Origin of the sequence: Sorangium sp. So ce302, from assembly GCF_051530145.1 — a bacterium.
GTDB lineage: Bacteria > Myxococcota_A > Polyangia > Polyangiales > Polyangiaceae > Sorangium > Sorangium cellulosum_B.
Window position 1 is genome coordinate 1,225,981 of the sequence record NZ_CP150326.1, and the last position, 26,010, is coordinate 1,251,990.

A 26,010-nucleotide genomic window follows, 5' to 3' on the forward strand; every position below is an offset into this window, starting at 1 on the left:
GGGAGGCTCAGCGACCTTGCGCCCTCGGCAGCTCGACTCCGATGTTCGAGCGGGGACCCTGGCTCACCGCTCCACGACGGCCGAGAGCGCCGCCGTGATCGCCCGGGAGACCTCGTCGACCGGGCCATCCCCGTCGATATGGATGATGCGGTCCCCCGGGACGAGCTCCTCCGCCCGGCGGTACGCCTCCGCGAGCCGCGCCTGCAGCTCTGTCTTCTCGAACAGCTCCGCCGCCCCCCCGCGGCCGCGGCGGCGCTTCTCGGCGATCTCGGGCGCCACGTCGATCACCACCGTGACGTCGGGCCTCAGGGCGTGGCGGTTGAGCTCACGGATCCATTCGACGATCGCCCCGGAGCCCGCCCCGTCCTCGCCCGCCGTCGTGGACTGGTAGGCCAGGCTCGACAGGTCGTAGCGATCCGAGATCACGACGTATCCGTCACGGAGGAGCGGCTCGATCTCGGCGCCGAGGTGATCGAGGCGATCGGCCGAGAAGAGGAGCGCCATCACCTCCGCCTGGCGGGCGCCGGGAAGCGAGATCCGGTGGGTCAGGACCTGCCGGAGCAGCGCGCCCACCGGCCCGGCGCTCGGCTCTCGGGTGACGTGGACCATGCGCCGCGCCGCCCTGAGGTGCGCCGCGTAGCGCTCGGCCTGCGTGCTCGTGCCGGCGCCGTCGATGCCCTCGAACACCACGAAGACGCCACGGCCGGCCTCCCCCGCCGGGCGCGACGCGGGGCTCTCTTGCTCGCCTCTCGTCTTCGGCATCTAGCTCGCCTCCTCGCTCGACTCCACGACGGGCGGCGCGTCCTCCCCGAGCACGACGTTGTCGATGAGCCGCGTCGTCCCGACGCGGACGGCGACCGCCAGCAGCGCCCGATCGCCGATCGCCGCGGAGTCGCTCCAGATCGCCAGGGACTCCGGATCGGCGAGGTCCACGTAATCGATGCTCGTCGCGGCGGCCGTGAGGCGCGCGCGCGCGGGCTCGAGGAGCGCCGCGGCGCGCCGCTCGCCGCGGGCGAAGGCGCGGCACGCGCCGGCGAGGGCGAGCGGGATGGCGCGCGCCGCGCTCCGCTGCTCGGGCGAGAGGTAGGCGTTCCGCGACGACATGGCGAGGCCGTCCGGCTCGCGCACCGTCGTGGCACCGACGATCTCGACGGGAAGGAACAGGTCGGCTACGAGCCGCCGGATGACCTGGAGCTGCTGGTAGTCCTTCCGGCCGAAGACGGCGACGCACGGGCCAGCGAGCGAGAGCATCTTCGTCACCACGGTGGCGACGCCCTCGAAGTGCGCGGGCCGATGGACGCCGCAGAGCGGGCCCGCGGTCGCGCCGACGCGCACGCGCGTCTCCTCGCCGGGCGGGTACATCGCCGCGACGTCCGGCGCGAACACGCCGTCGGCGCCGGCCTCCGCGCAGGCGGCGAGGTCTCGCTCGAGCGTCCGCGGGTAGCGCGCCAGGTCTTCTCCCGCGCCGAACTGGGTCGGGTTGACGAAGATGGTCACGGCCACGAAGTCCGTCCTCCGCCGCGCCTCCGTGATCAAGGCGAGGTGGCCTGCGTGGAGCGCGCCCATCGTCGGGACGAGGCCGACGCGGCTCCCTCCCGCACGAGCCCGGTCGCACGCCACCCTGAGGTCGCCAGGATGTCGCCAAAACTCCATAGTTGAACCCTATCAGACGTACGGCAAAATCGGAGCTTCGATCATGGTTGACCCGCCGTCCACCCCAGATAGCGCCCTCGCTCCCGACTCAGAAGACGACGTGGATTCAGCTCGGGTCGCCGGGCCTGCACCGCGCCCGAGCGGCCCCTCCAGCGCGCGGTCCGGGGGGAGCTCCGCTCCGTCCAGCGGCCCGGTGTCGATATCGGCCGCCCCGGGGGCGATCCCGATCGAGGGCGACCCGACGCACTACCTGAACCGCGAGCTCTCGTGGCTCGAGTTCAACGCGCGGGTGCTGGCCGAGGCCAGGTCGCACGAGGTGCCGCTGTTCGAGCGCCTCAAGTTCCTGAGCATCTTCTTCTCCAACCTCGACGAGTTCTTCATGGTGCGCGTCGCCGGCCTCCAGGCGCAGACGCAGCGCACGATCGCGGAGGTGCCGCCGGACGGGCTCACGCCCCACGAGCAGCTCGTGGCGATCAGCGCGCGGGTCCACGCGCTCGTCGATGACGCCTACCAGCTGTGGCACTCGGATCTGATCCCGGCGCTCCAGCGCGCCGGCATCGTGATCGTCCGGCCCGATGAGCTCGACGCGACCGAGCTCGGCGCGCTCGACGAGCGGTTCCGCACGGACATCTTCCCGATCCTCACGCCGATCGCGATCGATCCGGGGCACCCGTTCCCGCACCTGCGCAACAAGATGATCAACCTCGGGATCATGTTCTCCCGGGAGCATGAAGCGCAGGAGCCCGGCTTCGCGGTCATCCAGGTGCCGCCGGGGCTGAGCCGGCTGATGCGGGTCCGCGTGGAGGGCGCGACGCGCGCGTTCGTCCTGCTCGAGGACGTGATCGCTCGGCACGTGAAGGATTTCTTCCCCTCGGGCAGGCTGCGCGGCACGTACCCCTTCCGCGTCACCCGGAACTGGGACCTCGAGATCGACGAGGAGGAAGGCGAGGACCTGCTCGAGACGATCCAGGCCGAGCTCCGCCGGCGCGATCGCGGCAACGCCGTGCGCCTGGAGATCGGCTTCGGCGAGGGCGCCGGCACCTCGGTCCAGCGGCTCTGCCGCGCGCTCAAGGTCGACGCGTCGCACGCCGTCTACCGGGTGCCTGGGCCGCTCCACATCGCCGACCTCATGGGCATCGTCGCGGACGACGAGCGCCGCGAGTACCGGGACGAGCCGTTCGCGCCGCAGGTCCCGCCGCTCTTCCGGGACGTCGAGGACATCTTCGCCGTCATCCGGGAGCAGGACGTGCTCCTGCACCACCCGTACGAGTCGTTCGATCCGATCGCGGAGTTCGTCTCCCGCGCCGCCGACGACCCGAACGTGCTCGCGATCAAGCAGACGCTCTACCGGACCGGCGGCGACTCGCCGATCCTGAAGGCGCTCGCGCGCGCGGCCGAGAGCGGCAAGCAGGTGACGGCCATCGTCGAGCTGAAGGCGCGGTTCGACGAGGCGAGCAACATCCAGTGGGCGAGGACGCTCGAGCAGAGCGGCGTGCAGGTGATCTACGGCCTGCTCGGGCTGAAGACGCACGCGAAGGCGCTGCTCGTGGTGCGGCGCGAGAAGGACAAGCTGCGCCGCTACGTGCACCTGTCGACGGGCAACTACAACCCGCAGACCGCGCGGCTCTACACCGACATCGGCCTGTTCACGGCGAACCGGGAGATCGGCGAGGACATGACGTCGCTCTTCAACCTGCTGACCGGCTACAGCGCGCCGCCCAAGTGGAACCGCCTCCTCGTGGCGCCGCTCGGCCTGCACGAGGCGGTGCTGGGCCTCATCGCGCGCGAGGAGGCCCACGCGCGGGCCGGGCGCAAGGCGGAGATCGTGGCGCAGATGAACGCGCTCGTGGACGTCGACGTCATCGACGCGCTCTACTCGGCGTCGCAGGCCGGGGTCGACATCAAGCTCGCCGTGCGCGGCATCTGCTGCCTCCGGCCGGGGATCCCGGGCCTGTCGGAGCGGATCCAGGTGCGCGCGATCATCGATCGTTTCCTCGAGCACAAGCGCCTGTTCCGGTTCGCGAACGGCGGCAGCGAGGAGATCTACATGTCGAGCGCCGACTGGATGCCGCGCAACTTCCATCGCCGCGTCGAGCTGATGATCCCGATCATCGAGCCCGCCACCCGCGCGCGCGTGGAGGACATGCTGAACACCGTGATGTCCGACACGGCGAAGACCTGGGAGCTCGCGAGCGACGGCAGCTACCACAAGCTCCAGCAGCCCGCCGGCGCCCCCCAGCTGCGGTCGCAGCACCGCTTCATCGAGCTCGCGCGCGAGCGGGTGAAGCTCAGCGATCCGCTGGCGCGCGGCGGCGGGCGCTTCCACATCCTCCGCATGCCCGCGGGCACGGACGACGGCGGGCCGCGCCACCGCAAGGGCGCCAAGAAGAAGAAGGGTCTGCCCTGAGCGACGACGCGCAGGAGCGGTAGAGGCCGCCCCGCGACCTCGCGCGCGGGGAGCCCTTCAGAACTGCGTTTGCAATGCGGCGGAGCCGGGGCCGAGCGAGAGCGTGGTCTGGGCCGACGCCTTGGGCGTCGCGTCGCTGACCGGCACTTTCTTCCCGCCGATGACCCAGAGCGGGATGCCCACGGCGATCATGATGCCGCCCGCCACGGAGACGAGCGCGCCGGCGAGCTGGCGGCGCCCGTCGGAGCGCGTCTCGCAGATGCCCGTGAAGCCCCCGAAATCGCAGTAGATCTCGTATCTGTTGCTCGCCGACGCGAGCAGGCCCGTCCCGGTGAAGAACGCGATCGTGCCGCCGGCGGTGAGCGCGATGCCGCCCAGCATGAGGCCTGGGCTCTTCCGGCGCAGGGGAACCGGGGGCGGAGCAGGCGGGATCTCCGCCGGGGTCACCGGGTAGCCCGGCGGGAGCGGAGGGTAGGCGCCGCCGTACGGAGCGTAGCCGCCCGGGGGACCAGGCGGCGGATAGCCCGGCGAGGCCCCTGGCGGAGCCCGCGGGGCCTCCTGCGGCGGCGCCGGGTAGGGAACCGCCGGGTACGGCGGCGCGGAGGCAGCGGGCGGCGCGGAGGCAGCGGGCGGCACGGAGGCAGCGGGCAGCGCGGAGGGAGCCGGCGGAGCGGGTGGCGGCGCCGGTTGCGCGCCCGCCGTCGCCGCGGCGAGCAGGCCGGACAGCGCGACGCCGAGCGGCAGGGCGCGCGGCGAGCGGCCCGGCGTTCGAGCGGCGTCGGGCGAAGCATTCAAGCGAAGCATCTCGGGCGTCCTTTCATCACGGCGGTTGCGATCACTCGTGTGGAAGCTCGGCAGGCTTTTGCGCCGGCTCCGGCGGAGGCGCCGCCTCCGCTGTCGGCGCCCCCGCTGCCGGTGTCGCCCCCGCTGCCGGCGTCGCCACGGGCGGGGCGGCGGCCGGCTTCGGTGCGCTGGTGCGCTTCTTGGGCGGGGCGGCTGCGGCTGCTACGGTGGCTGCTCCTGATGGAGAAGCGCTGGCAGCCGTCCCCTCTGACGAGGCGCCGGCTGCAGCACGCTGCGGGGTTGCAGCGCGCGCCGTCTCTGCTGCGGGCGGTTCGGCGGTGACGATCGTTGGCGGTGACGAGTCGACGGGAGGTGGAGCCGGCAGCTCGTCGGTCGCCGTCGGCGCGGCGAGGGACGCGGTGGACGGCTCCGCGGCGTGTGTCTTTGCCGGAGCGGCTCTCGCGGGCTCCGGCGCGGCGCGCTCTGGGGCGCGGGGGGACTGCGCGGCGAACACGATCACCGCGGCGAGCGCCACGAGGCCCAGGAACACAAGGAGCGCGCGATCTCGCTTTGGCTTCGTCTGTGCGCTTCCGCCGCGCGCTCGCGCAGGCTGCGCCTCGACGCCGCCTCTCCGATGGGATCGATCGCCGGCGTCGCGCGCCCGCGCGGGCTCCGCGCTGCTCGGCGCGGCGGCGCCGCGTGTGCGCGCGCCGCGCGGGTCGTCGCCGCTTCGGCTCGCCGTCGGATCGACGCGCGCTACCGCGGGGCCTCGCGCTGTCGCGCTGTCGCTCTGATCGCCGCGCGACGAGGGCCCCGCGCCCCCCGTGTCCACGTCGGACGCAGGCCTCGACGCAACGCTGCTCTGCGGCGCCTTGCGCCGGCTTTCTTTACGCTGGGCGCGTGAAAGCTTCTTCGCCACGCAGCGACCGTACCGAACAGCAGGCGGGCCGCCAAGGGCCCGCGGCGCGTGTCGGCGTCCGACTCGTGCGGCGGGCGCAGGCACCCGCGCGTCCCGGGAGCCGCGGTCGCACGCCGAGCGCCCCGTCGAACGAGACGCGCACGGACGGCCCCCGCCGCGCGCCGCGACCCACGAGCTCTTCGCGCGGGGCCGGGACGCGCAGAACACGGCCTCCGCAGGCGCGGCGGGACCGACGCGCCCGACACGCACGATGCCGCGCCTCGGCCAGCGCAACGGACGCGACCGACGCGACCGACGCGACCGACGCGACCGACGCGACCGACGCGACCGACGCGACCGACGCGACCGACGTGAACGATGCGACCGACGCGGCGGGCGCGACGCACGGGATCGACGCGAACGAACGGCACGCTGGCGCATCCAACACGAACGGGTGTCGTCCCGCTTGACATGGGTCGCCTCCTGGGTATCCTGCGCGTCCCCATCCCTCAGGTGGAAATCCGCGTCACTATGCCGACCATCAGCCAGCTCATCCGCCAAGGCCGCGAGGCCGCTCGTTACAAGACGGCCTCTCCTGCGCTCAAGTCCTGCCCGCAGCGGCGAGGCGTGTGCGTACGTGTTTACACCACGACGCCGAAGAAGCCCAACTCGGCGCTCCGCAAAGTCTGCCGCGTCAGGCTGAGCAACCAGATGGAAGTGACGAGCTACATCCCGGGCGAAGGCCACAACCTGCAGGAGCACTCGGTCGTCCTCATCCGCGGCGGCCGTGTCAAGGACCTGCCGGGCGTGCGCTACCACGTCGTCCGCGGCACGCTCGACGCGTCCGGCGCTGCCGGGCCTAGCTCCACCAACAAAGCGACCCGCAACCGCAAGCGCTCGAAGTACGGCGTGAAGCGCCCGAAGGCCTGACAGCCTCAACGCGCGAAAGCCGAGCAGAGGAACGAAGATGCCCCGTCGTCGCGAAGTCCCGAAGCGGAAGATCATTCCGGACCCGAAGTACAAGGACAAGCTCGTCGCCAAGTTCACGAACTCCCTGATGCAGTCGGGCAAGAAGGCGACCGCCGAGGGGATCCTCTACGGCGCGTTCGACATCGTGCGCGACCGATTCAAGGAGGAGCCGATCGACGTCTTCCGCAAGGCGCTCGACAACGTGAAGCCGAAGCTCGAGGTGAAGAGCCGGCGCGTCGGCGGCGCGACCTACCAGGTCCCCGTCGAGGTCCGCCCCGAGCGTCGCGTCGCGCTGGCGATGCGGTGGCTCGTGACCTACTCGCGCGGCCGCGGCGAGAAGACGATGCGCGAGCGGCTCGCCGCCGAGCTCGTCGACGCGGCGCAGAACCGCGGCAACGCGGTCAAGAAGCGCGACGACACGCACAAGATGGCGGAGGCCAACAAGGCGTTCGCCCACTACCGCTGGTAGGTCAGCGAGGCCAGCGCAGATCCCGGATCTGCGCTGGTTCGTCATTTCAGGTCCCATCCCCAGGCGAGGAGACGCGTAGAGCGAGATGGCACGGCTGACATAAGGATCGGGTTACAGAGCCGGTCCTCTCGAGGGAGCGCGACAGCGCTCGCCCTCGCGGGACCTAGAAAAGCTGCTGCTGTACCCCGACACCCTCTCCAGGTTCAAGTGCCCGCCATAACGGAGGCGGGCCGGGCTGGAGAGGGTGTTTTGCATCCTGAGTCCGGAACCCTCACCCCACGCATCACACGACGGAGAAGGAAAAGTGGCACGCGAGTACAGCCTGGAACGGACGCGCAACATCGGGATCATGGCCCACATCGATGCGGGCAAGACCACGGTCACGGAGCGCATCCTTTATTACTCGGGTGTCAACTACAAGATCGGCGAGGTCCACGAGGGCGCAGCCACGATGGACTGGATGGTCCAGGAGCAGGAGCGCGGCATCACCATCACGTCCGCCGCGACGAACTGCTTCTGGGCGCCGGAGCAGGGCCCCGAGAAGGGCGTCTCTCACCGGATCAACATCATCGACACGCCCGGTCACGTCGACTTCACCATCGAGGTCGAGCGGAGCCTCCGCGTGCTCGACGGCGCGGTGGCGGTGTTCGACGGCGGCAACGGCGTCGAGCCGCAGAGCGAGACGGTGTGGCGGCAGGCGGACAAGTACGGCGTCCCGCGCATCGCGTTCATCAACAAGATGGACAAGGTCGGCGCCGACTTCGACATGTGCGTCGACTCCATCCGCGAGCGCCTCGGCGCGAACCCGGTGGCGATCCACTACCCGCTCGGCGCGGAGGACTCGTTCCGCGGCGTGATCGACCTCGTGACCCTCCGGGCCGCCGTGTTCGACGAGGAGACGAAGGGCCAGCGGTACGACTGGCAGGAGATCCCGGCCGACCTCCTGCCGCGGTGCAAGGAGCTCCGCGAGAAGCTCATCGAGGCGTGTGCCGACGCGAGCGACAAGGTGATGGAGAAGTTCATCGCCGGTGAGATCGACCAGATCACCGAGCAGGAGATCCACGCGGCCATCCGCGCGGGCACCCTCGGCTTCAAGATCGTCCCGGTCCTGTGCGGCTCGGCGTTCAAGAACAAGGGGGTCCAGCTCCTGCTCGACAGCGTGGTGAACTACCTGCCGTCGCCGGTCGAGATCCCGGCCGTCGAGGGGACGCTGCCCGACAAGAAGGACAAGATCGTCTCGCGCAAGGCGGGCGACGACGAGCCGTTCTCGGCGCTGGCGTTCAAGATCATGAATGACCAGTTCGGCAACCTCACCTTCTTCCGCGTCTACTCCGGGACGACGAAGAGCGGGGTCAGCGTGCTCAACTCGACGCGTGGCAAGCGGGAGCGCTTCGGGCGCATCCTCCGCATGCACGCGAACAAGCGCGAGGAGATCGACGTCTGCTACGCGGGCAACATCTACGCTGCCGTCGGGCTGCGCGACACCCGCACCGGGGACACGCTCTGCGATGAGAAGCACCCGATCGTGCTGGAGCGGATGGAGTTCCCCGACCCGGTGATCTCGATCGCCATCGAGCCGAAGACCAAGGTCGATCTCGACAAGCTCGGGCTCAGCCTGCAGAAGCTCGCCTACGAGGACCCCTCGTTCCGCACGTACACGAACGAGGACACGGGCCAGACGATCATCGCCGGGATGGGCGAGCTTCACCTCGAGATCATCGTCGACCGCCTGAAGCGCGAGTTCAAGGTCGACGCCAACGTCGGCAAGCCCGAGGTCGCCTACCGCGAGACCATCTCGAAGAAGGCGACCGACGTGGAGGGGCGCTTCGTCCGGCAGTCGGGCGGACACGGCCAGTTCGGTCACGTGAGGATCGACATCGAGCCGGCGGAGCGCGGCGCGGGCTTCGTGTTCGAGAACGACATCGTCGGCGGCATCATCCCGAAGGAGTTCATCCCCTCGATCGAGAAGGGCATCCGGGACGCGATGGGCCGCGGCGTGCTCGCGGGCTACCCCGTCGTCGACATCAAGGTGCGGCTCCACTTCGGCAGCTACCACGAGGTCGACTCCTCCGGGCCCGCGTTCGAGGTCGCCGCGTCGATGGCCTTCCAGGACGGCGCCAAGAAGGCGGGGCTCGTGCTCCTGGAGCCGATGATGGCCGTCGAGGTCGTGTCGCCCGAGAACTACCTCGGGGACGTCATCGGAGACCTCAACTCGCGGCGCGGCCGCATCCTCGATATGGGGCAGCGCGCGAACACCCGGGTGATCCGCGCGGAGGTCCCGCTCGCCACCATGTTCGGTTACGCGACCGACGTCCGTTCCAAGACGCAAGGCCGCGCGACCCATTCGATGCAGTTTTCTCATTACGCACCGGTTCCAGCAGCGATCCAGGAAGAGATCGTCGCCAAGCAGCGAGGTTAAAAAGACGCCATGGCCAAGGAGAAATTCACTCGTACGAAGCCGCACGTGAACGTGGGCACCATCGGTCACATCGACCACGGCAAGACCACGCTCACGGCGGCGCTCGTCAAGGTGCAGTCGAAGCGCAACCTGGCGAAGGCGATCTCGTACGCCGACATCGCGAAGGGCGGGACGGTCCGTGACGAGACCAAGACGGTGACCATCGCGGCGGCGCACGTCGAGTACGAGTCGGCCAACCGCCACTACGCACACGTCGACTGCCCCGGGCACGCCGACTACATCAAGAACATGATCACCGGCGCGGCGCAGATGGACGGGGCGATCCTCGTCGTGTCGTCGCTCGACAGCGTGATGCCGCAGACGCGCGAGCACGTGCTGCTCGCCCGGCAGGTCGGCCTGAACCACATCGTCGTGTTCCTCAACAAGTGCGACGCGGTGGACGACCCGGAGATGCTCGACCTGGTCGAGATGGAGGTCCGCGAGCTCCTGTCGAAGTACAAGTTCGACGGGGACAACGCGCCGGTGGTCCGTGGCGCGTCGCTGCCCGCGCTGCAGGGTGACCCGAAGTGGGAGGAGACGATCCAGCAGCTCCTCAGCGCGCTGGACAGCTACATCCCCGAGCCGGTGCGCGACATCGACAAGCCGTTCCTGATGGCGATCGAGGACGTGTTCTCGATCAAGGGCCGCGGCACGGTGGCCACGGGCCGCATCGAGCGCGGCGTGATCAAGGTCGGCGACGAGGTGCAGATCATCGGCTTCAAGGACACGAAGAAGTCGGTCGTGACCGGCGTCGAGATGTTCCGCAAGCTGCTCGATCAGGGGCAGGCGGGCGACAACGTCGGGTGTCTGCTCCGCGGCGTGGAGAAGGAAGAGATCGAGCGCGGCCAGGTGCTGGCGAAGCCCGGGTCGATCACGCCGCACACGAAGTTCACCGGTGAGGTGTACGTCCTCAAGAAGGAGGAGGGCGGGCGCCACACGCCGTTCTTCACCAACTACCGGCCGCAGTTCTACATCCGGACGACGGACGTGACCGGCACGGTGAACCTCCCCGAGGGGGTGAAGATGGTGATGCCGGGCGACAACATCACGATGACGATCGAGCTCATCGCCCCGGTCGCGCTGGAGGAGCAGATGCGCTTCGCCATCCGCGAGGGCGGCAAGACGGTGGGCGCCGGCGTCGTCACCAAGATCCTCGCGTAGGAAGAGCACCATGCCTGATACAACCAAGATCCGGATTCGCCTCAAGGCCTTCGACCACCAGCTGCTCGATAAGTCGACGAGCGACATCGTCGAGACGGCGAAGCGGACCGGGGCGCACGTCGCGGGTCCTATCCCGCTGCCCACCGAGATCCGCCGTTACACGGTCCTGCGGGGGCCCCACGTCGACAAGAAGTCGCGCGAGCAGTTCGAGATCCGGACGCACAAGCGGCTTCTCGACATCATCGAGCCGACACAGCAGACCCTCGACGCGCTGATGAAGCTCGACCTCTCGGCCGGCGTCGACGTTGAGATCAAGAGCTAGGAGTCCAGGTACCATGAAGGTTACCGTTTACAACCTCAAGCGGGAGCAGGTCGGCGAACTCGACCTCTCGGACGAGGTCTTCGGGACCGAGGTGAAGGAGCACCTCTTCTACGAGGTCGTGAAGGCGCAGCTCGCGTCTCGCCGCTCGGGCACCAAGGCCACCAAGGAGCGGAGCGCGGTCGCCGGCTCCACGAAGAAGCTCTATCGCCAGAAGGGCACCGGCCGCGCTCGCCAGGGCTCGATCCGCGCGCCGCACCACGCGGGCGGCGGCATGGCGCACGCCCTGGAGCCGAAGGACTGGTCGTACCGTCCGCCCCGCAAGGTGCGGATCGGCGCGCTGAAGAGCGCGCTCTCCCTCTTCGCGAAGGAGGGGCGGCTCATCGTGCTCGACAGCCTGGAGGTCTCCGAGATCAAGACCAAGGCGATCTCTGCCACGCTGACGACGCTGCAGGCGGATCGGAAGTCGCTGGTCGTCGACACGGCCGGCAACGAGAAGCTGGTGAAGAGCCTCCGCAACCTGGAGAACCACCAGTACCTGCCGCCGGAAGGGGTCAACGTCTACGACCTCCTCAGGCACGACCACCTCATCGTCTCGAGGGACGCCGCCAAGGCGCTCGAGGCGCGTTGCCTTCGCTAGTCAGGGGAGTCCGACATGCAGCCCGAGCAGATCATCCGCCGGCCAATCATCCTCACGGAGAAGTCGAGCCGGCTCCGCGACCAAGGCAACAAGGTCATCTTTGAGGTCCGCCGCGAGGCGAACAAGATCCAGATCAAGGACGCCATCCAGACGCTCTTCAAGGTGGGCGTCGTGGACGTCAACACGCTGATCATGCGCGGCAAGGACAAGCGCATGGGGCGCGGCTACGCGAAGCTGCGCAATTGGAAGAAGGCGATCGTCACCCTCAAGGAGGGTGACGAGATCCAGTTCTTCGACGAGAAGGCGGAATAGCGATGGGAATCAGATCCTTCAAGCCGACCTCGCCGGCGCGGCGTTACTACTCGGTCAGCGACTTCAAGGAGATCACGAAGGTCGAGCCCGAGCGGTCGCTGCTGGAGCAGCAGACGTCCACCGGCGGCCGGAACAACAACGGCCGGATCACGTCGCGGTTCCGCGGCGGTGGTCACAAGCAGCGCTACCGGATCATCGATTTCCGGCGCGACAAGATCGGCGTCCCGGCGAAGGTCGCCGCGATCGAGTACGACCCGAACCGGACGGCGCGCATCGCGCTCCTGCACTACGTGGACGGCGAGAAGCGCTACATCCTGGCGCCCGACGGCCTCGCGGTGGGGGCGACGCTGCTCGCGAGCCGGAACGCGGACATCAAGCCTGGCAACAGCCTGACGCTCCGCTTCATCCCGCCCGGCACCTCGATTCACAACGTCGAGGTCAAGAAGGGCAAGGGCGGTCAGCTCGTGCGCTCGGCCGGCGTGGCTGCGCAGCTCATGGCGAAGGACGGCGACTATGCGCAGGTCCGCCTCCCGAGCGGTGAGATCCGCAAGGTGCACCTCGATTGCCGCGCCACGATCGGGCAGGTGTCGAACTCCGAGCACGCGAACATCAGCCTCGGCAAGGCGGGGCGCTCGCGCTGGCTCGGGCGCCGGCCGCACAACCGCGGTGTCACGATGAACCCCGTCGATCATCCGATGGGCGGTGGTGAGGGCCGGACGAGCGGCGGGCGCCATCCGTGCTCGCCGTGGGGTCAGCTCTCGAAGGGCCTCAAGACGCGGAACAACAAGCGCACCGACGGGATGATCGTCCGGCGGCGCGGGACCAAGGGTTAGTCATGCCGAGGAGCATCAAGAAAGGGCCCTTCATTGACGGTCACCTGCTGGAGAAGATCCAGGCGGCCCAGGCGACCAATGCCAAGAAGGTGATCAAGACGTGGTCGCGCCGCTCGACGATCCTGCCGGAGTCGGTCGGCCTGACCTTCGCCGTGCACAACGGGAGGAAGTTCGTTCCCGTGTTCGTGACGGAGAACATGGTCGGCCACAAGCTGGGTGAGTTCGCCCCGACGCGCACGTTCCACGGCCACTCCGGGGACAAGAAGTCCAAGGTCTCCAAGGGCCCGGGCGGTCGCTGATCGCTCCGCGTCAACCGCGAGCGCATCGACATGAAGCGGGCAGGGTCGCAGCAGCGGCCCTGCCCGTTTTTTTTTGAGTGGCTACGATCTGAGCGCCGCCAGCACGGGCGTCTCCGTCGCCGCGCGGGGCTCACCCGCACAGGAGACGGGTCCAGATCGGCGTTTTCGGCGCGCAGGCGTACTCACGTACGCCGAGCACCGAAAACGCCGAGATGGGCCCGTATCCGCAGCGGGTGAGCCCCGCGCCTAGAAGGTGCCGCGTAGACCGGCGAAGCTGGGGCCGACGAGCAGCTGCGTCGAGGCGGTGGCGCTCTGCGAGCCGCCAGCGCCACCTCCGGTGAAGCTCAGGATGAGCAGGGTCGTGCCCGTGACGAGCCCGAGCGCGCCGACCACGACGCCGATGTTCGCGGCCGTCTTCTGGGTCTTGCCGGCGTCGATGTCGTCCTGGCGATCGGCGGGGCAGGGGCCCCCGCAGGTCTCGGTGAGATCGCTGTAGCTGCTGTTCGCCATCAGCCCGGCGACGGTGAACATCGCGAGCCCCGCAACCCCCACGCCGCCGGCGGCGTAGGCGTAAGGCCGCAGGTACGCACGCGGCGAGGGCGCTTCCGAGAAGGGCGGGCTCGGGCCCTCGTCGAGGAGCGCCGGAGCGCCGGAGCCGGCCTCGGTCGGGCCGCTCGGCTCGGCGTCGAGCGCGACGGTCTTCGCTTCGCCCGCCGAGAGATCGACGGTCTGCGGCGTCGAGGTGAGCTTGGTGCGCAGGACGATCTCGGTCTTGCCGGGCTTGACCGGGAACGGCTTGCCCCACCGCTCGCGCGGGACGTCCTTGCCGGCCACCGCGAGCGAGGTCGCCGCATCCGGGTGCGCGACCGTGACCGTGACGAGGGCGATCTTGCGCGCGAGCTCGTCGCGCTCCAGCTGCGCCGTCTGCTCCGTCTGGGCATAGCGCGGCTCGTCCTTCGCCCGGGACGCGGCCTCCGCCGCGACCTGATCGAACTCGAGGTACGCCTCGACGTGATCGCCCAGATCCGCGAGGCAGCGCGCGATGTAGAGGCGGGAGTTCGGGCTCGGCACGGTGGCGTACGAGGCCCGGAACTGCTCCAGCGCAAGCGCGTGGCGCTTGCTCTCGTAGAGGGCAGCGCCCTTCTTGAAGTGGTTCTGCGCCTTCTCCACCGCGTCAGGCGCGGGCGTCGCCGCGGCGCCGTCCGCGCCGGCTGCGGGCCCGGGGAGCGTGCACAAGCACAGGCAAGATGCCGCACCGAAGAGCAGCGCACGGAGCCAGGGTCGAGATCGCACGGTGTTCAGATACCCGATGGGTTGTACTTCTTCTTGGGGGTGGGTTTGCCGGTCGTTGCCGGCTTGGGCGCAGGCTTCGCCGGCGTGGACGTCGTCCGGGGGCGCGCGGTCGACGGTGGGCGCGACGCCTGCGGCGCGGCGATGGGCTGCGCCGTCGCTGCCGCGGGCGCCTTGGCCGTCTGCGAAGGCGCCGGCTCCGCCGCGGGAGGCGTCGGCGAGGGCGCTGGCGCCGCCTCGGGAGGCGTCGACGACGCCTCGGGAGCGGGCGGCGACGCCGGCTCCGCCGCCTGAGGCTCCGCCGGCGAAACGGGCGCAGCCGGGACGGCCTCCGCTGCAGCCGCGGTGGCGGTGGTGTCGGCCGCCGCGGCCGCGGGCAACGCATCGACGCGCGCCTTGCCGATCTCCGGACGCGAGCGCTCGTCGCCGCCGCGCACGACCAGCGCGACGGCCCCGAGCGCCACGCAGAACATCGCCGCGCCAGCCACGATCAGCTGGAGCCGCTTGCGCCGCTCCCCGGTCTCGAACGATCGGTCGACCGCCGTGACCTCGCCGACGTCGTTGGCGAGGCTCCGCGAGCCGCGCCTCGCGAGGCGTTCGCTGAGCGCCGCGGCCCGGGACGCGGGCGGATCCGCCGCGGCGAGCACCTTCGTGGCGGGCACGCCGGCCGCCGGGAGGATCCGCTTGGCGGACGGGCCGAGCGGCTTGCCCTCGCGGGCGGCGGGCCGCGGGCTCACCGGCTCGGCCGGCTCGCCGGGCGCGACGTCGGCCTGCAGGGCGGGCGCGATGATGAGCCGCGGCGGCACCCCGGCAGGCTGCGCCGGCACGGCGATCTCTTCGAACGAGATCGGCTCCAGGCTGACCGGCGGCTCCTCGTCCTTCTCCGCGGTCGGTGACGCGGCCCCTCTGCTGGACGCCGGGCCGGCGCCGGCTGGCGCCGCTGGCGCAGGGGGAGACCCCGCCGCGGCGGCGGGAGCGCCCTCGCGCGAGCCCGCGCCGACGTCCGCCAGCGCAGCGTGGCCCTCCAGAGAGGCCCCGGGCCGACGCTCCGAGTTCACGGCCGCGCCTGCGTCGACGGCCGCGATCGCGTCGCGTAGCTCCTGCGCGCGCTTCGACTGGATCTCGCCGATCGCCTGCCGCACGAAGGCCGCCACGTCCTCGTCGGTCGTGGGCTCGCCGAGCGTCGACGCGACCTGATCGATGGCCCGCTGCATCTCCGCGCACGTCGAGAAGCGGCTCTCGGGGTCCTTCTCGAGCGCCTTGAGGATGATCCTGTCGAGCTCGGGGTGGATCGCTCCGTTCAGCTCGCGCGGGGGGAGCGGGTTCTTGATGGTGATGTTCTCGATGGTCGCGAGCTCGGTCTCGGCGCGGAAGGGGTGCAGCCCCGTCGTGAGCACGTACAGCAGCGCGCCGAGCGAGAAGATGTCGCTCCGGCGATCGATGGGGAGCCCGCCGAGCTGCTCCGGCGAGAGGTACGGCGTCTTCCCCTTGACGATGCCGCCAGCGCGCGTGACGTGCAGGCGCCCCTTCGACTTCGCCACGCCGAAGTCGACGATCTTCACGAACCCGGCGGTCGAGATGAGCACGTTCGCCGGCGAGATGTCTCGGTGGACGAGGTCGAGCAGCACGCCGCTGTCGTCGCGGAGCTCGTGCGCGTTGTGAAGCCCCGCGCAGATCTGCGAGGCGATGCGGAGCACGATCCGCTGCGGGATGCCCCCGAGCCGCTTCGCGGCCTTCTGCAGCGTGCCGGCCGTCTCGCCGTCGACCCACTCCATCACGATGTAGAGGACGTCGTCCTCCTCGCCGAGGTCGAGGATCTCGACCACGTTGGGGTGCCGGATCCGCGCCGCGACCCGCGCCTCGTCGAGGAACATCGACTCGAAGTCGGGGTCGTCGGAGACGTCGGGCAGCATCGTCTTGATGGCGACGATCTTCCTGAAGCCGCGGGTGCCCTGGAGGCGCGCGGCCCAGACGGCCGCCATCCCGCCCTTGGCGACCGGCATGAGGATCTCGTAGCGGCCGAGGGTGCTCCCCGGGCCCAGCTGGTCCACGGCCGACGCCGCGCGACCCCAGAGCTTGTTCGGGCCCTGCATCCCGGTCGGCGTGGCGACCGTCCTGCTGGAGGTCGATGCCGGACCGTTGCCGCGCGCGCCCTCCTGCGTCGCAGCCACCGCATGCGCCCCCCCCGGAGGCGCGGCCGCCGCCGGCGGGGGCGGCGGGGTCTTCGCTGCGACAGGGATGGCAGGCGCGGTGGCCGATGCGGGCGCGACGGGGGGCAGCGGCTGAGAGGGCTCGGCCGACGCGGGCGCAGCCGGCGGGAGGGGCGCTGACGGTGTCGCCGGCGCGCGGCTCGTGGCCGTCGCCAGCGGCGGCGCGGGCGTGGCGGCCGCGCGTGGCGCCGGCGTCACGGCGGGCACCACGGGCGTGCGGCGCGTCGCAGCGGCCGGCGGCGGCACAGGTACCCGAGGCGTCGGAGGGCTCGGCGTGAGCGCTGGCACGACGGCGGCAGGCGCTGCAGCGGCGATCTTGCCGTGCGTCTCGGGCTGCGCCGGCGACGCCGCGCGAGCCGGCGGCGGCGGGCGAGGTGGCCTCGGGGCCGGCCCTCCCGGGGCCGGCTTCGGCGCCGTCCCTTCGGCCGGTGTCGGCGTCGCCCGCGCCGCCACGAGGGGGTCGCCCAGATCGCCCGGGCGCGGCGCGGCGGGCCGCGCGGGCGGCTGCTCCTTCGCCGTGGCCGCCCCCGTCGCTGCGGCGCGCTCGGTGCTCGCCCCGGCGGCGGCGCGCTCCTCGGTCCCCTGGCCCGACAGCTCGATCCGCGGAAGGGTCTGCGCGGGACGCCGCGGCCCGGGCAGGTCGCGGGCGGGGACCTCGTCCACCGAGCCCCACCCGGCGTCGACGCTGGCGTGCGCCGCGTCGGTGCCCGCAGGTCCCGCGCCGTTCGACGCGCCTGCGCCGGCCGCTGGCTTGGCCCCAAGGCCGTTCTTTGGCGCGGCGGCGTCCTTCGTCGCCGTCGCGCCGCTCGTCGGGCGAACCTGGCTCGCGGCGATCGCGCCGCCCGCGGCCACCGGCGGCGCGCCAGGCGTCGCAGGGTTCGCGCGCGCGCGCGGCGACGGCGCGGTGATCGCCTGGCGCGGGCTGTCGCCGCGGGGGGAGAGCGCGCCGTCGGCCGCGGGGATCGCCACGCCCACCAGCGTCATCCCCCGCGCGCGCGGCGGCGGCCGCGGATCGTCCGCGCCAGCGGGGCTCGCCATGGCCGCCGCGATCATCGTCCTGCGCGGCTCGATCGTCTTGCCGGCCAGCCTGCTTACCGCCGCGGCCACGTCCTCATCCCCGGCGATCCGCCCTGCTCCCGCGGCCTCCAGCGCCGCGAGCATCGCCGAGGCGCTCTCGAAGCGGCGCGCCGGATCGCGCTCGAGCGCCGCCTGGACGACATCGACGACCTCGGCCGGGACGGCGCTCCCGGCGAGCCCCGCGAGCTGCGGGATCGGCGCCGACTGCACCTTCTGGATGACCGCAGCCTCCAGCTTCGACGAGAACAGCCGCTGCCGCGCGAGCAGCTCCCAGAGGACCACGCCGACCGAGAAGAGATCCGCGCGCGGATCGAGCGGGGCTTCCGCGTGCGCTGCCATCGCCTTGACCCGCTCGGGCGCGGCATAGGCCAGCCGATCGGGGTTCCTCGTCCCCATGGGCGCGAGCCCGGCGATGGCCCGCGCGACGCCGAGCCCGCCGACCCGGGTGACGCCGTCGATGCCGACGGAGACGTGGATCGGGTTCAGCTCGCCGTGAACGAGCGGCGCCGGCTGCGCCGTGTGCGCGGACGCGAGCGCGCGCAGCACGTCGATCGCGATCCGGAGGGACACCGGCGGCGGCAGCCCCTCGGCGCCGGCCGCCGACACCAGCGCGCCCAGCGGCTCGCCCTCCACGTACTCCGAGACGATGAAGACCTCGCCGTCCGCGATGCGGGCGTCGAGCACCGAGAGCACGTTGGGGAAGCGGACCTGCTGCGCCATCCCGGCTTCGCGGAGGATGCTGTCGGCGGTCTCGGCCTTCTTCGTGAGGTGCCGGTAGATGCGCAGGATCGTGACGGGCGGCGCGCTCTTCGCCTCGCCCTCGTCGGAGGACGCCCGCGCCAGCCACGTGGAGCCGATGCCGCCGCCGGAGAGCTCTCTCAGCAGCTCATAGTTGCCGAGTCGCGAAGCAGAGCCCGCACCGGGCGGCCTGTCGAGCGCCATGGGATTCGCATGCTATCAGGACGTCAGAAGCTGGATCCAGCGTTCACGGCCGACGACTCGGCGAGTTTGGGCTTATCCGGAGCGCCCTGTCAGGTGGGCCTCGCATGGGATTCAAGCGGGCGCTGGACGGTCGGGCCAGCGCCGCGCGTGCGGCGAAATGCCACGTGCTCGCGAGATCTCGCCGGCGTGTGGGCGCTGCGCGCGCGGCCGGGCACACGCCCGCGCAGGGCCGCGCGGCGAGGGCGCTCCTCGAAGGCGCGCCACCGCTGCGCGATCATGTCTGGAGCGAGGGGCGCGGGCCCCTCTGTTCACACACAGGTGCCCGGGTGTGGGGAGCTCGGTGTGGGCCGTCCAGGTCAGCGAGCTCAGGGGCGCGACACGCTGGACACGCGGAGCGCACTGGGGTGAACGGTCAGCGTCACGAACCTGGTTCGGCGCTCGTGGCTCGAGAAGGCGCTCGCGGCGACGGGGATCCCGTGCCGGAGCGCCACGGCGACGTGGGGGCCCGGATCGACCCGGATTGCCCGCGACGGCTGCGTCACCTCGCCGTCGAGCAGCAGGGTCACGCCGTCGGTCGCGCCGGCGAGGTTCAGCACGATCCTCGGCATCCGTCCCTCGAGGTCCTCGAGGCGCGCGTCGATCTCGGCGAGCACCCCCGGCGACGCCTTCCGCGCGTTCGCGTCTGCGATCGCGCGCGCGTTGTGGTACGTCCGCTCGGCCGTGCGCAGCCGGCCGAGCCGCTCGTGACAGAGGCCGATGTGGTACGTCACGTTCGCCGTCGGCCGCCGGCGGGCGATCGCCTCGAACCTGTCCAGCGCGTCGGCCCAGCGCCCCGCGATCTCGAGCGTCAGCCCCTGCGCGAACTGGAGCCTCAGCGCGCGCGTCGCGCTGTCGTCCTGCGCATGCAGCCAGGAGGGCGAGAGCAGCGCCCAGCAAACGAGCCCGAGCGCAGCGGCGCGCCGCCAGCGGCGTCGGCGAGGAGCGGTGATCGGTGCGGCGCTGGTCATCAGAACCCGGGGCTCGTGATGCGGGGTCGAGATGGCCCGCGCGGCGCTTGCCAGCGCGGGGGCTTGTTCTCGTAGGCCGACGAGACGTCGTCGCTGCCCGGGTCCCTCGCGGCGCGCTCGGGCGAGCCCGGCGCGCCGCCGCGGCTCGCCGTGTTCCGTGGCGGCGCGTCGCCGCTCGTCGCCTCGGGCGCGCTGGCGCCGCGCCGCCAGGCGGCGCCGCTGCCGGCGAAGGCCGTGGCCAGCACGGGGCGGAGGCTCTCGCGCGCCGCGCTCTCGGGCCCCGCGTCCGCCTGCTCCCGCAGCGCGGCCGAGCTGAGCGCCGCCGCGAGCGCCGCGGCGCCCGCGAGCCGGATCGCCAGGATCGTCCTCGCGCGGCGCGCCGCGCCCTGCGGGGCGGCGGCGCCCTGCGGGGCGGCGGCGCCCTGCGGGGCGGCGGCGCCCTGCGTGCGCCCGATCGTCGTCGCCTCCCGCCATCGAGGCGCCCGCGGCACCCGGGTCCAGAGCCGATCGAGGGCGCGAACGGCGAGCCTCGGGGGCGCGGCGAGCGCGCCGCGGGCTCGCGTCACCTCCCCGGGCCGCGAGCCTGCGGCCGGCGGCGAGAGGACCACGATCGGCGCGGGCGCGCTCGCGCCGAGATCGTCGAGCGCGGCCTGGAGATCCGCGCGCAGCGAGGCCGCGTCCGGGTAGCGCCGCGCCGGGTCCTTCTCGAGACACCGGCCGGCGATCTTCCGGAGGCGCGGCGGGATCGAGCTCGGCAGGGGCGCGGGCTCGGTCTCGAGGATGCGCCGGAGGACCGCGTGGTGGTTGCCTCCCGTGAACGGCTGCGCGCCGCTGAGCGCCTCGTAGAGCATGACGCCGACCGCCCAGAGATCGGCGCGCGCGTCGATGGTGCGCTTGCCGAGCACCTGCTCCGGGCTCATGTACGAGGGCGTCCCGAGCAGCTGCCCGTCGATGGTGATGGCGTCGCCCGCGCCCGTGAGCTGGCTGATGCCGAAGTCGACGATCTTCGGCACGATCCCCTCGCCGGGGACCGTCGCCATCATGATGTTCTCCGGCTTGATGTCGCGGTGTACGACGCCCTCGGCGTGAGCGGCCGAGAGCCCGCAGCACACCTCGATGAGGACGGGCACCACCTCCTCGGGCGGCAGCGGCCGGTTCGGCTGGAGGCGGTCAGCGAACGGCGAGCCCCGCAGGAGCTCCAGGGCCAGGAACAGGTAACCCTCGTCCTGGAGCTCGCCGGCGTCGACGACGCCGACGATGTTCCGGTGCTGGAACTTGCCGATGATCTTCGCCTCCCGGATGAAGCGCCCGACGACCTGCTCGTCCCGGAGCGCCGGGGACAGCTTGAGCGCCACGTCCCGGCCGATGAGCTCATGGCGCGCCCACCACACGCTCGACATCCCACCCGCGCCGATCTGCCGGATCAGCCGGAAGCGACCTCCTGCAACGTCCCCGGCATGAAGCATGTGCCCCCTTCGCCCATCGCGCGTGAGAAGCCTTCACGCCGATCGAGCAACGACAGCGGAAAGCACGAGCAAGGCCACCGGGCCGGCCGCCCGCCGTCGGCGTCGAACCGACCCCGGAGGCGGCGACGCTCGTCAGGGGCGATAGCGCTCCAGGATGTCGTTCGAGAGCTTCACGCCGAGCTCCTGGTAGCCGCGGAAGGTCAGGTGGACGCCGTCGCGCGACGCGCGCGGCGGGCGCTCGCGGTACCAGGTCTCGATCGAGCCCCTTCCGCCCATCGCCTGGTACGTGTCCCAGAACGCGCAGCCGCCCTCCCGCGCGGCGTCGCGCAGGACGTCTCGGACGACGGGCGTGCGCTCCGGCGCGTCCCTCCGGTCCGTCGGCGCGAGCACCAGGCAGTCGACGTCGGGCTCCACCCTGCGGGCGCGGGCGAGCAGCTCGGCGAGCTGCTTCGCGTAGAGGGAGGGATCCGTGGTGACGTCGCCCGCTTCGTTCGTGCCGTACTCGATCACGACGAGCTCCGGCGAGCGCCGCGCGAGCTCGGCGGCCCAGCCGAGCTCGCTCCACCGGAGCGGCGTCGCCAGGCGGGCGCCGTTGATGCCGAGCGTGTCGAGCACCACCCCGGCCCCGGCCTCCGGATCGCGCTCGACGACCAGCCCGCAGAGCTCGGCCCCGCCCGACGGCGCGACGCCGAGCTTCACCGCGCCCACGCTCGCCAGCCGCGTGTGCTGCAGCGCGCCGGGCGCCTCGCCCGCGGCCGCGCGGAGCACCTCGCTGGGGCCGCCCTCGATCGTCACCGCGACCTCGTCGGTGGGCGCGCTCGGGCGGAAGCACACGTCCCAGATCAGCCGCGCGGAAGGCGCCGCCGAGGTGAGCGAGATCTCCGCGCGCACCGGGGCCGTCTGCGCGCCGAAGAGGATGCCCCCGAGCCCGAAGACGCCGTCGTCGGCCGGCGTGGAGCCGCCCGGAGATTTCGGGCGGGTCCGCCACTTGCCGTCGGCCGTGAGCCGCGCGCCGTTGTGGCGGTAGGCGGCATAGCCGAGGTGCACGAAGCCGAGCCCGCCGTCGCCGAAGCGCCGCTGCAGCGCGGCGCGGACCGCGCCGCTCCAGAAGTCCGCCGCGGCGTGCGAGTCGCCGAGCCAGGCGATGCGCACGTGATCCTGGCGGCGACCCTGCTCGAGCGCGCGGAGCGCCGCGAAGAAGTGGGCGTAAGCCCCGTCCTCGGGGCGCAGCAGATCCAGCTCTGGCGGGCGCGCCGACGCGGCCTCCGCGGGGCTCGGCGCGGCTGTTTCCGGGGCGGGGGCCTCTGCGAGGCGCGGCGGGGGCGAAGGCGCGGGCGGCGCGGATCCCACCTCGGGCGCGGGCGGCGCGACGTGCTCGCGCGTCGCGCTGCAGCCGAGCGCTGCGGCCTCGAGCAGCGCCGCGAGCAGCGCCGCGAGGGCGCGCCGCGACGCGGCGGAGAGGGGCCGCGCCGGCGCTCGCCGCCGCGGGGCGCAGCAGGACGCCGCGCGGCGCTCCGGGATCCGCGCGCGGGCTGCGGGGCGGGCTGCGCCCCTCACGACAGCGGATCCTCGATGTCGGGCTCGGCGTCCGCGCTGACCTCGATCTCCTGGCGCTCGCGCCGCTCGCGGACGCGCTCCTGGACGGCGCCGACGAGCACGTCGACGTACGACTCGAAGGGCGGGCACGCGATCCCCGCGGCCGTGAGCACGAGATCCGCGTTCCGGGCGTCATAGCGCACCGGGGTCATCAGCTGCTCGACGAACGCGCGCGGGCTGCGGACGAAGCGCTCGATCCCGGGCGTACGGAGCAGCGCCTTGGCGAGGTTCGACGGGATGTGACCGCGCGCGGCGCGGCGGCCGCTCGCCCGCGCGATGAGATCGAAGACCCGCCGCGCCGACAGCGGGTGCGGATCGGTGACGTGGAGCGTGCGACCCGGCGCGAGGCGGTTCAGGCCGATCGCGTGCGTCGCGCGGACGACGTGGTCGATCGGGACGATGTTGAGCGGCACGTCGCCGCGGCCGGGCATCGGGATCGCCATGTCGGCCGGCGCTGCCATGATGAGCAGCACCAGGAGGTACAGGCCGTCGAGCCGGTCGATCTCCCCGGTCGTCGCGTCGCCCACCACCGTGGTCGGCCGGACGACCGCCGCCGGCACGTGGCGCATCGCCCGCCGCACGAGCACCTCCGCGCGCATCCGCGTCTCCTCCACGGGGTTGCGGAACGCCTGGCCGGCCTCGAGATCGTCCTCGTACACCATCCCCGTCCGGTCCCCCGCGACGAACGCGGTCGATTGATGGACGAGGCACTGGAGCGAGGTGCAAGCGCGGGCGAGCTCGATCACCTCGGCCGTCCCGACGACGTTCACGGCGTGCGCGGTGCTAGGGGCGGCCCCGGCGTGGCCCACGTGCGCGAGGTGATGGATCCGGTCGACCTCGCGGGCCAGCTGCCGGAACTCGGCGCCCGACAGCCCGAGATCCATCGCCGCGACGTCCCCCTCGAGCAGCACGAGGCGCTCGCGGTCCGCCGCCGGGAGCGCGTCCCGCTCCGCGCTGGCCTGCGCCGACGACTTCGCGATCACGACGGCGTACACGAGCGTGCGCGGCTCCGACGCGAGGATGTGCTGCAGCATCTTCCGCGCGATGAACTTGGGGAAGCCGGTGATGAGCACCACGCTGTCGTAGCCGGGGCGAGGCATCGGCTGGAGCTTACCGCAGCGGTGCGCCTGCTCCGCAGCTTTCCGCTGAGGCCGCCTCGGACCAGCGCAGGGGTGATGGGGGCAGCTGCCACGCTGCGCGCCGCTGTCCGGCCGGGGCGTGCACCCGCGGCTGCAGCCGAGCGCTTTCACCATCGGCGACCGCGGCCCGACGGTTCCTCGCTCGGTCGATGCGATGTGCCCGGGAGTCGCCTCCTCGCGCCTCCTCGCGCACGAGTCGCTCGGCGACGAGGACCTCACGTGCGTCGCCCGGCGCGCGCGCGGCGATTCTGCAGGTTCGTGGTCGATCGCGGCGGGAAGGCGCTACCGTTCGGGTCGTGATCGTGCGATCGACCTCTGCCGTGCGCCGCGGCGCTGCGGTGCTCCTGGCCATCGTCCTCGGCCTGAGCGCGGGCGCTCTGGGCTGCAAATCGCCTGGCGCGCCGTCCGACGCCGGCGCCGCGGCCCTGAGCCCCGTGCCCGCGCCGGCGGGGCTCGTCGCCGAGGCGTTCCTCCCGACGCCAGACGCCACGTGGGCCAAGGCGCGCGCCCTCGTCGGCGGCTCGGCGGCGCTCCTCCCGAGCAGCGCCGGCGCCCTCGCGGCGTCGCTGCTCGGCCTGCCCATCACCGTCGCGTCCGAGATCGACGGCGGGGTGCCGGTGCTCGGCGCGGCCGTGGAGGCCGCGGATGGGGCGCGCCCGCGGGCCGCGCTCGGCATCCACGTGAAGGACGGGGGACGCTTCGTCGACCAGCTCACGCGAGGCGAGGGGGCGCGCTTCCGCGCGAAGCCCGACGCGGCGACCGCGATCGCGCTGCTCGAGCCGCTCCAGGGCGCGAGCCCGGTGGCCCTCGGCGTCCTCGGCAACTACCTGCTCGTCGCGGAGACGCCGGGCGACCTGATCTCCCTGGGCCCCTACGTCGCGCGGACGATGCCTCAAGCGCAGGTGCCGAAGGAGGATCTCGCGGTCGAGATCCCGAGGGCCGCGCTCGAGGGCCCGGTGCTCAAGGCGGCTCGGAGCGCCTGGGACAAGGCGCGCGGGCCCGACGGCGCGCCGCGCGCCACCGCGGTGCCGCTCGGTCCGATGATCGAGAGCGCGCTCGCGATGCTCGGCGATCTCGAGCGAGCGCGCCTCACGCTGGTGCTGGACGAGAACGCGCACCTGCGCGTCTCCGGAACGCCGAAGGCAGGGGGTGGCCCGGCGTCGAAGGCGTCGGCCGATCTCGCCGTCGGCGACGTGAAGCCGCTGCTCGATTTGCCAGCCGACTCGCTCGTCGGGATCCTCGTCCGCGATCGGGCCGCGACGCGCGCCGAGAACGTGCCGAGGCTCGTCGACGCCCTCGCTGGGCTCGTCGAGGGCGACCTCCCGGCCGCGGAGCGGGAGCGGCTCGGCGCCGCGATCCGCGCGGCGTCGGACGCGCGCGGCGACTGGTTCGCCGGCGGGCTCCGCTTCGACGGCGCGGGTCCCACGGCGTTCGTGCGCGCCGCCGTGGGCGACCGGGCCAAGCTCGAGGCCTCCATCCAGGATCTCCTCGGGACCGCGGAGCTCCCGCCGTTCAAGGCCGCGCTGCAGCGCGAGGGGCTCCGGGTCTCCGCGGGCAAGGCGGCGCTTCCGCTGCTCGACGGCGACGTGCGGCGGGTGCGGTTCGAGCGGACCGCGGGGGCGAGCGCGCCCGCTGGCGTGGGAGGGGCGCCGGCGCGCAAGGGGCCGCAGGGCGGAAAGGGCGGGCCCGCCGCGCAGGGAGCGTCGCTTCCGCCGTCGTCGATCGAGCTGCTCTACCTGGTCCGCGACGACGGCCTCTTCGCGTCCGTCGGCAACGATCCGGGCGCGGGGCTCCGCAGCGTGGTCGGCGCGCTCCAGGGAGAGCGCCTCGGCGAGGTCCCGTCCATGAAGACCGCGCTGGCGCCGCTCGGCTCGGACATCGCGTTCGCGCTGGTGGTCGAGCCGCTGCGGCTCGTCGCGAGCCGCCTTGGCCAGCCGGGCGCGGGCGACACCGCGCCCGTGGTGATCGCGGCCGGCGCCGCGCCCGAGAGAGCCGGCTCACCCGCCGCGTTCTGGGCGCGCGCCGACGTCGCCGCCGCGGCGATCCGGGAGCTCGTCCGGCTCGGAGGCGCCTTTTGACGAG

The 26,010-nt window shown here is 72.4% G+C and carries 20 protein-coding genes; 11 read left to right on the forward strand and 9 right to left on the reverse strand.

What is annotated here, in order from left to right; translation table 11 throughout:
- Window positions 1–63: 63 nt before the first annotated feature.
- Together tmk and panC are read right to left on the reverse strand one after the other, a co-directional pair.
- On the reverse strand, window positions 64–762 hold the full coding sequence (tmk, locus tag WME73_RS04670) for a dTMP kinase (RefSeq protein WP_437744328.1): 699 nt from the start codon (window positions 760–762) through the stop codon (window positions 64–66).
- Window positions 763–1,653, reverse strand: a complete 891-nt coding sequence (panC, locus tag WME73_RS04675) for a pantoate--beta-alanine ligase (RefSeq protein ID WP_437914889.1) — start codon at window positions 1,651–1,653, stop codon at window positions 763–765. It lies immediately after the preceding gene.
- Window positions 1,654–1,846: 193 nt separating this feature from the next.
- Between panC and ppk1 the strand changes: the two genes are divergently transcribed.
- On the forward strand, window positions 1,847–4,060 hold the full coding sequence (gene ppk1 / locus WME73_RS04680) for a polyphosphate kinase 1 (protein WP_437914890.1): 2,214 nt from the start codon (window positions 1,847–1,849) through the stop codon (window positions 4,058–4,060).
- A gap of 57 nt (window positions 4,061–4,117) precedes the next feature.
- On the opposite strand, the gene WME73_RS04685 is transcribed toward ppk1, so the two are convergent.
- On the reverse strand, window positions 4,118–4,864 hold the full coding sequence (locus WME73_RS04685; RefSeq protein ID WP_437744331.1) for a hypothetical protein: 747 nt from the start codon (window positions 4,862–4,864) through the stop codon (window positions 4,118–4,120).
- 1,408 nt (window positions 4,865–6,272) lie between these two features.
- On the opposite strand from WME73_RS04685, the gene rpsL reads away from it, so the two are divergent.
- The 9 genes from rpsL to rpsS all read left to right on the forward strand — a co-directional run bounded on the left by rpsL (window position 6,273) and on the right by rpsS (window position 13,201).
- On the forward strand, window positions 6,273–6,671 hold the full coding sequence (gene rpsL / locus WME73_RS04690; RefSeq protein ID WP_012233473.1) for a 30S ribosomal protein S12: 399 nt from the start codon (window positions 6,273–6,275) through the stop codon (window positions 6,669–6,671).
- 37 nt (window positions 6,672–6,708) lie between these two features.
- The gene (rpsG, locus tag WME73_RS04695) at window positions 6,709–7,179 is read left to right on the forward strand and encodes a 30S ribosomal protein S7 (protein WP_012233474.1); all 471 of its coding nucleotides are present in this window, start codon (window positions 6,709–6,711) and stop codon (window positions 7,177–7,179) included.
- Window positions 7,180–7,483: 304 nt separating this feature from the next.
- A complete protein-coding gene (fusA, locus tag WME73_RS04700) occupies window positions 7,484–9,598 on the forward strand; it encodes an elongation factor G (RefSeq protein ID WP_437914891.1) in 2,115 nt (704 codons plus the stop codon).
- 9 nt (window positions 9,599–9,607) lie between these two features.
- Window positions 9,608–10,798 (forward strand): elongation factor Tu, encoded by a 1,191-nt coding sequence (gene tuf, locus WME73_RS04705; protein ID WP_012233037.1) that lies wholly within the window; start codon window positions 9,608–9,610, stop codon window positions 10,796–10,798.
- A 10-nt stretch (window positions 10,799–10,808) separates the two neighbouring features.
- Window positions 10,809–11,120 (forward strand): 30S ribosomal protein S10, encoded by a 312-nt coding sequence (rpsJ, locus tag WME73_RS04710; RefSeq protein ID WP_272100105.1) that lies wholly within the window; start codon window positions 10,809–10,811, stop codon window positions 11,118–11,120.
- 13 nt (window positions 11,121–11,133) lie between these two features.
- Window positions 11,134–11,757, forward strand: coding sequence for a 50S ribosomal protein L4 (gene rplD, locus WME73_RS04715; protein WP_437744333.1), 624 nt, complete (start codon window positions 11,134–11,136; stop codon window positions 11,755–11,757).
- Window positions 11,758–11,772: 15 nt separating this feature from the next.
- A complete protein-coding gene (locus tag WME73_RS04720) occupies window positions 11,773–12,069 on the forward strand; it encodes a 50S ribosomal protein L23 (protein WP_012233478.1) in 297 nt (98 codons plus the stop codon).
- Window positions 12,070–12,071: 2 nt separating this feature from the next.
- Window positions 12,072–12,902: a 50S ribosomal protein L2 gene (gene rplB / locus WME73_RS04725; RefSeq protein WP_437279857.1), complete on the forward strand. Its 831-nt coding sequence runs from the start codon at window positions 12,072–12,074 to the stop codon at window positions 12,900–12,902.
- Window positions 12,903–12,904: 2 nt separating this feature from the next.
- Window positions 12,905–13,201: a 30S ribosomal protein S19 gene (rpsS, locus tag WME73_RS04730; RefSeq protein ID WP_437744334.1), complete on the forward strand. Its 297-nt coding sequence runs from the start codon at window positions 12,905–12,907 to the stop codon at window positions 13,199–13,201.
- Window positions 13,202–13,447: 246 nt separating this feature from the next.
- On the opposite strand, the gene WME73_RS04735 is transcribed toward rpsS, so the two are convergent.
- From WME73_RS04735 to WME73_RS04760, 6 genes are all read right to left on the reverse strand, one after another.
- Window positions 13,448–14,494: a tetratricopeptide repeat protein gene (locus WME73_RS04735; RefSeq protein WP_437744335.1), complete on the reverse strand. Its 1,047-nt coding sequence runs from the start codon at window positions 14,492–14,494 to the stop codon at window positions 13,448–13,450.
- 5 nt (window positions 14,495–14,499) lie between these two features.
- Window positions 14,500–18,720, reverse strand: a complete 4,221-nt coding sequence (locus WME73_RS04740) for a protein kinase domain-containing protein (RefSeq protein WP_437914892.1) — start codon at window positions 18,718–18,720, stop codon at window positions 14,500–14,502.
- Between the two features lie 365 nt (window positions 18,721–19,085).
- A complete protein-coding gene (locus tag WME73_RS04745) occupies window positions 19,086–19,727 on the reverse strand; it encodes a tetratricopeptide repeat protein (RefSeq protein WP_437914893.1) in 642 nt (213 codons plus the stop codon).
- Window positions 19,727–21,193: a serine/threonine-protein kinase gene (locus tag WME73_RS04750; RefSeq protein ID WP_437914894.1), complete on the reverse strand. Its 1,467-nt coding sequence runs from the start codon at window positions 21,191–21,193 to the stop codon at window positions 19,727–19,729. Before WME73_RS04750 ends, WME73_RS04745 begins: the two co-directional genes overlap by 1 nt.
- 132 nt (window positions 21,194–21,325) lie before the next feature.
- On the reverse strand, window positions 21,326–22,750 hold the full coding sequence (locus WME73_RS04755) for a GDSL-type esterase/lipase family protein (RefSeq protein ID WP_437914895.1): 1,425 nt from the start codon (window positions 22,748–22,750) through the stop codon (window positions 21,326–21,328).
- The gene (locus WME73_RS04760) at window positions 22,747–23,889 is read right to left on the reverse strand and encodes an SDR family oxidoreductase (protein WP_437866146.1); all 1,143 of its coding nucleotides are present in this window, start codon (window positions 23,887–23,889) and stop codon (window positions 22,747–22,749) included. The genes WME73_RS04755 and WME73_RS04760 overlap by 4 nt, the downstream gene beginning before the upstream one ends.
- A 341-nt stretch (window positions 23,890–24,230) precedes the next feature.
- Between WME73_RS04760 and WME73_RS04765 the strand changes: the two genes are divergently transcribed.
- Complete coding sequence (locus WME73_RS04765) at window positions 24,231–26,006, forward strand: hypothetical protein (RefSeq protein ID WP_437744341.1); 1,776 nt, start codon at window positions 24,231–24,233, stop codon at window positions 26,004–26,006.
- Window positions 26,007–26,010: the final 4 nt, after the last annotated feature.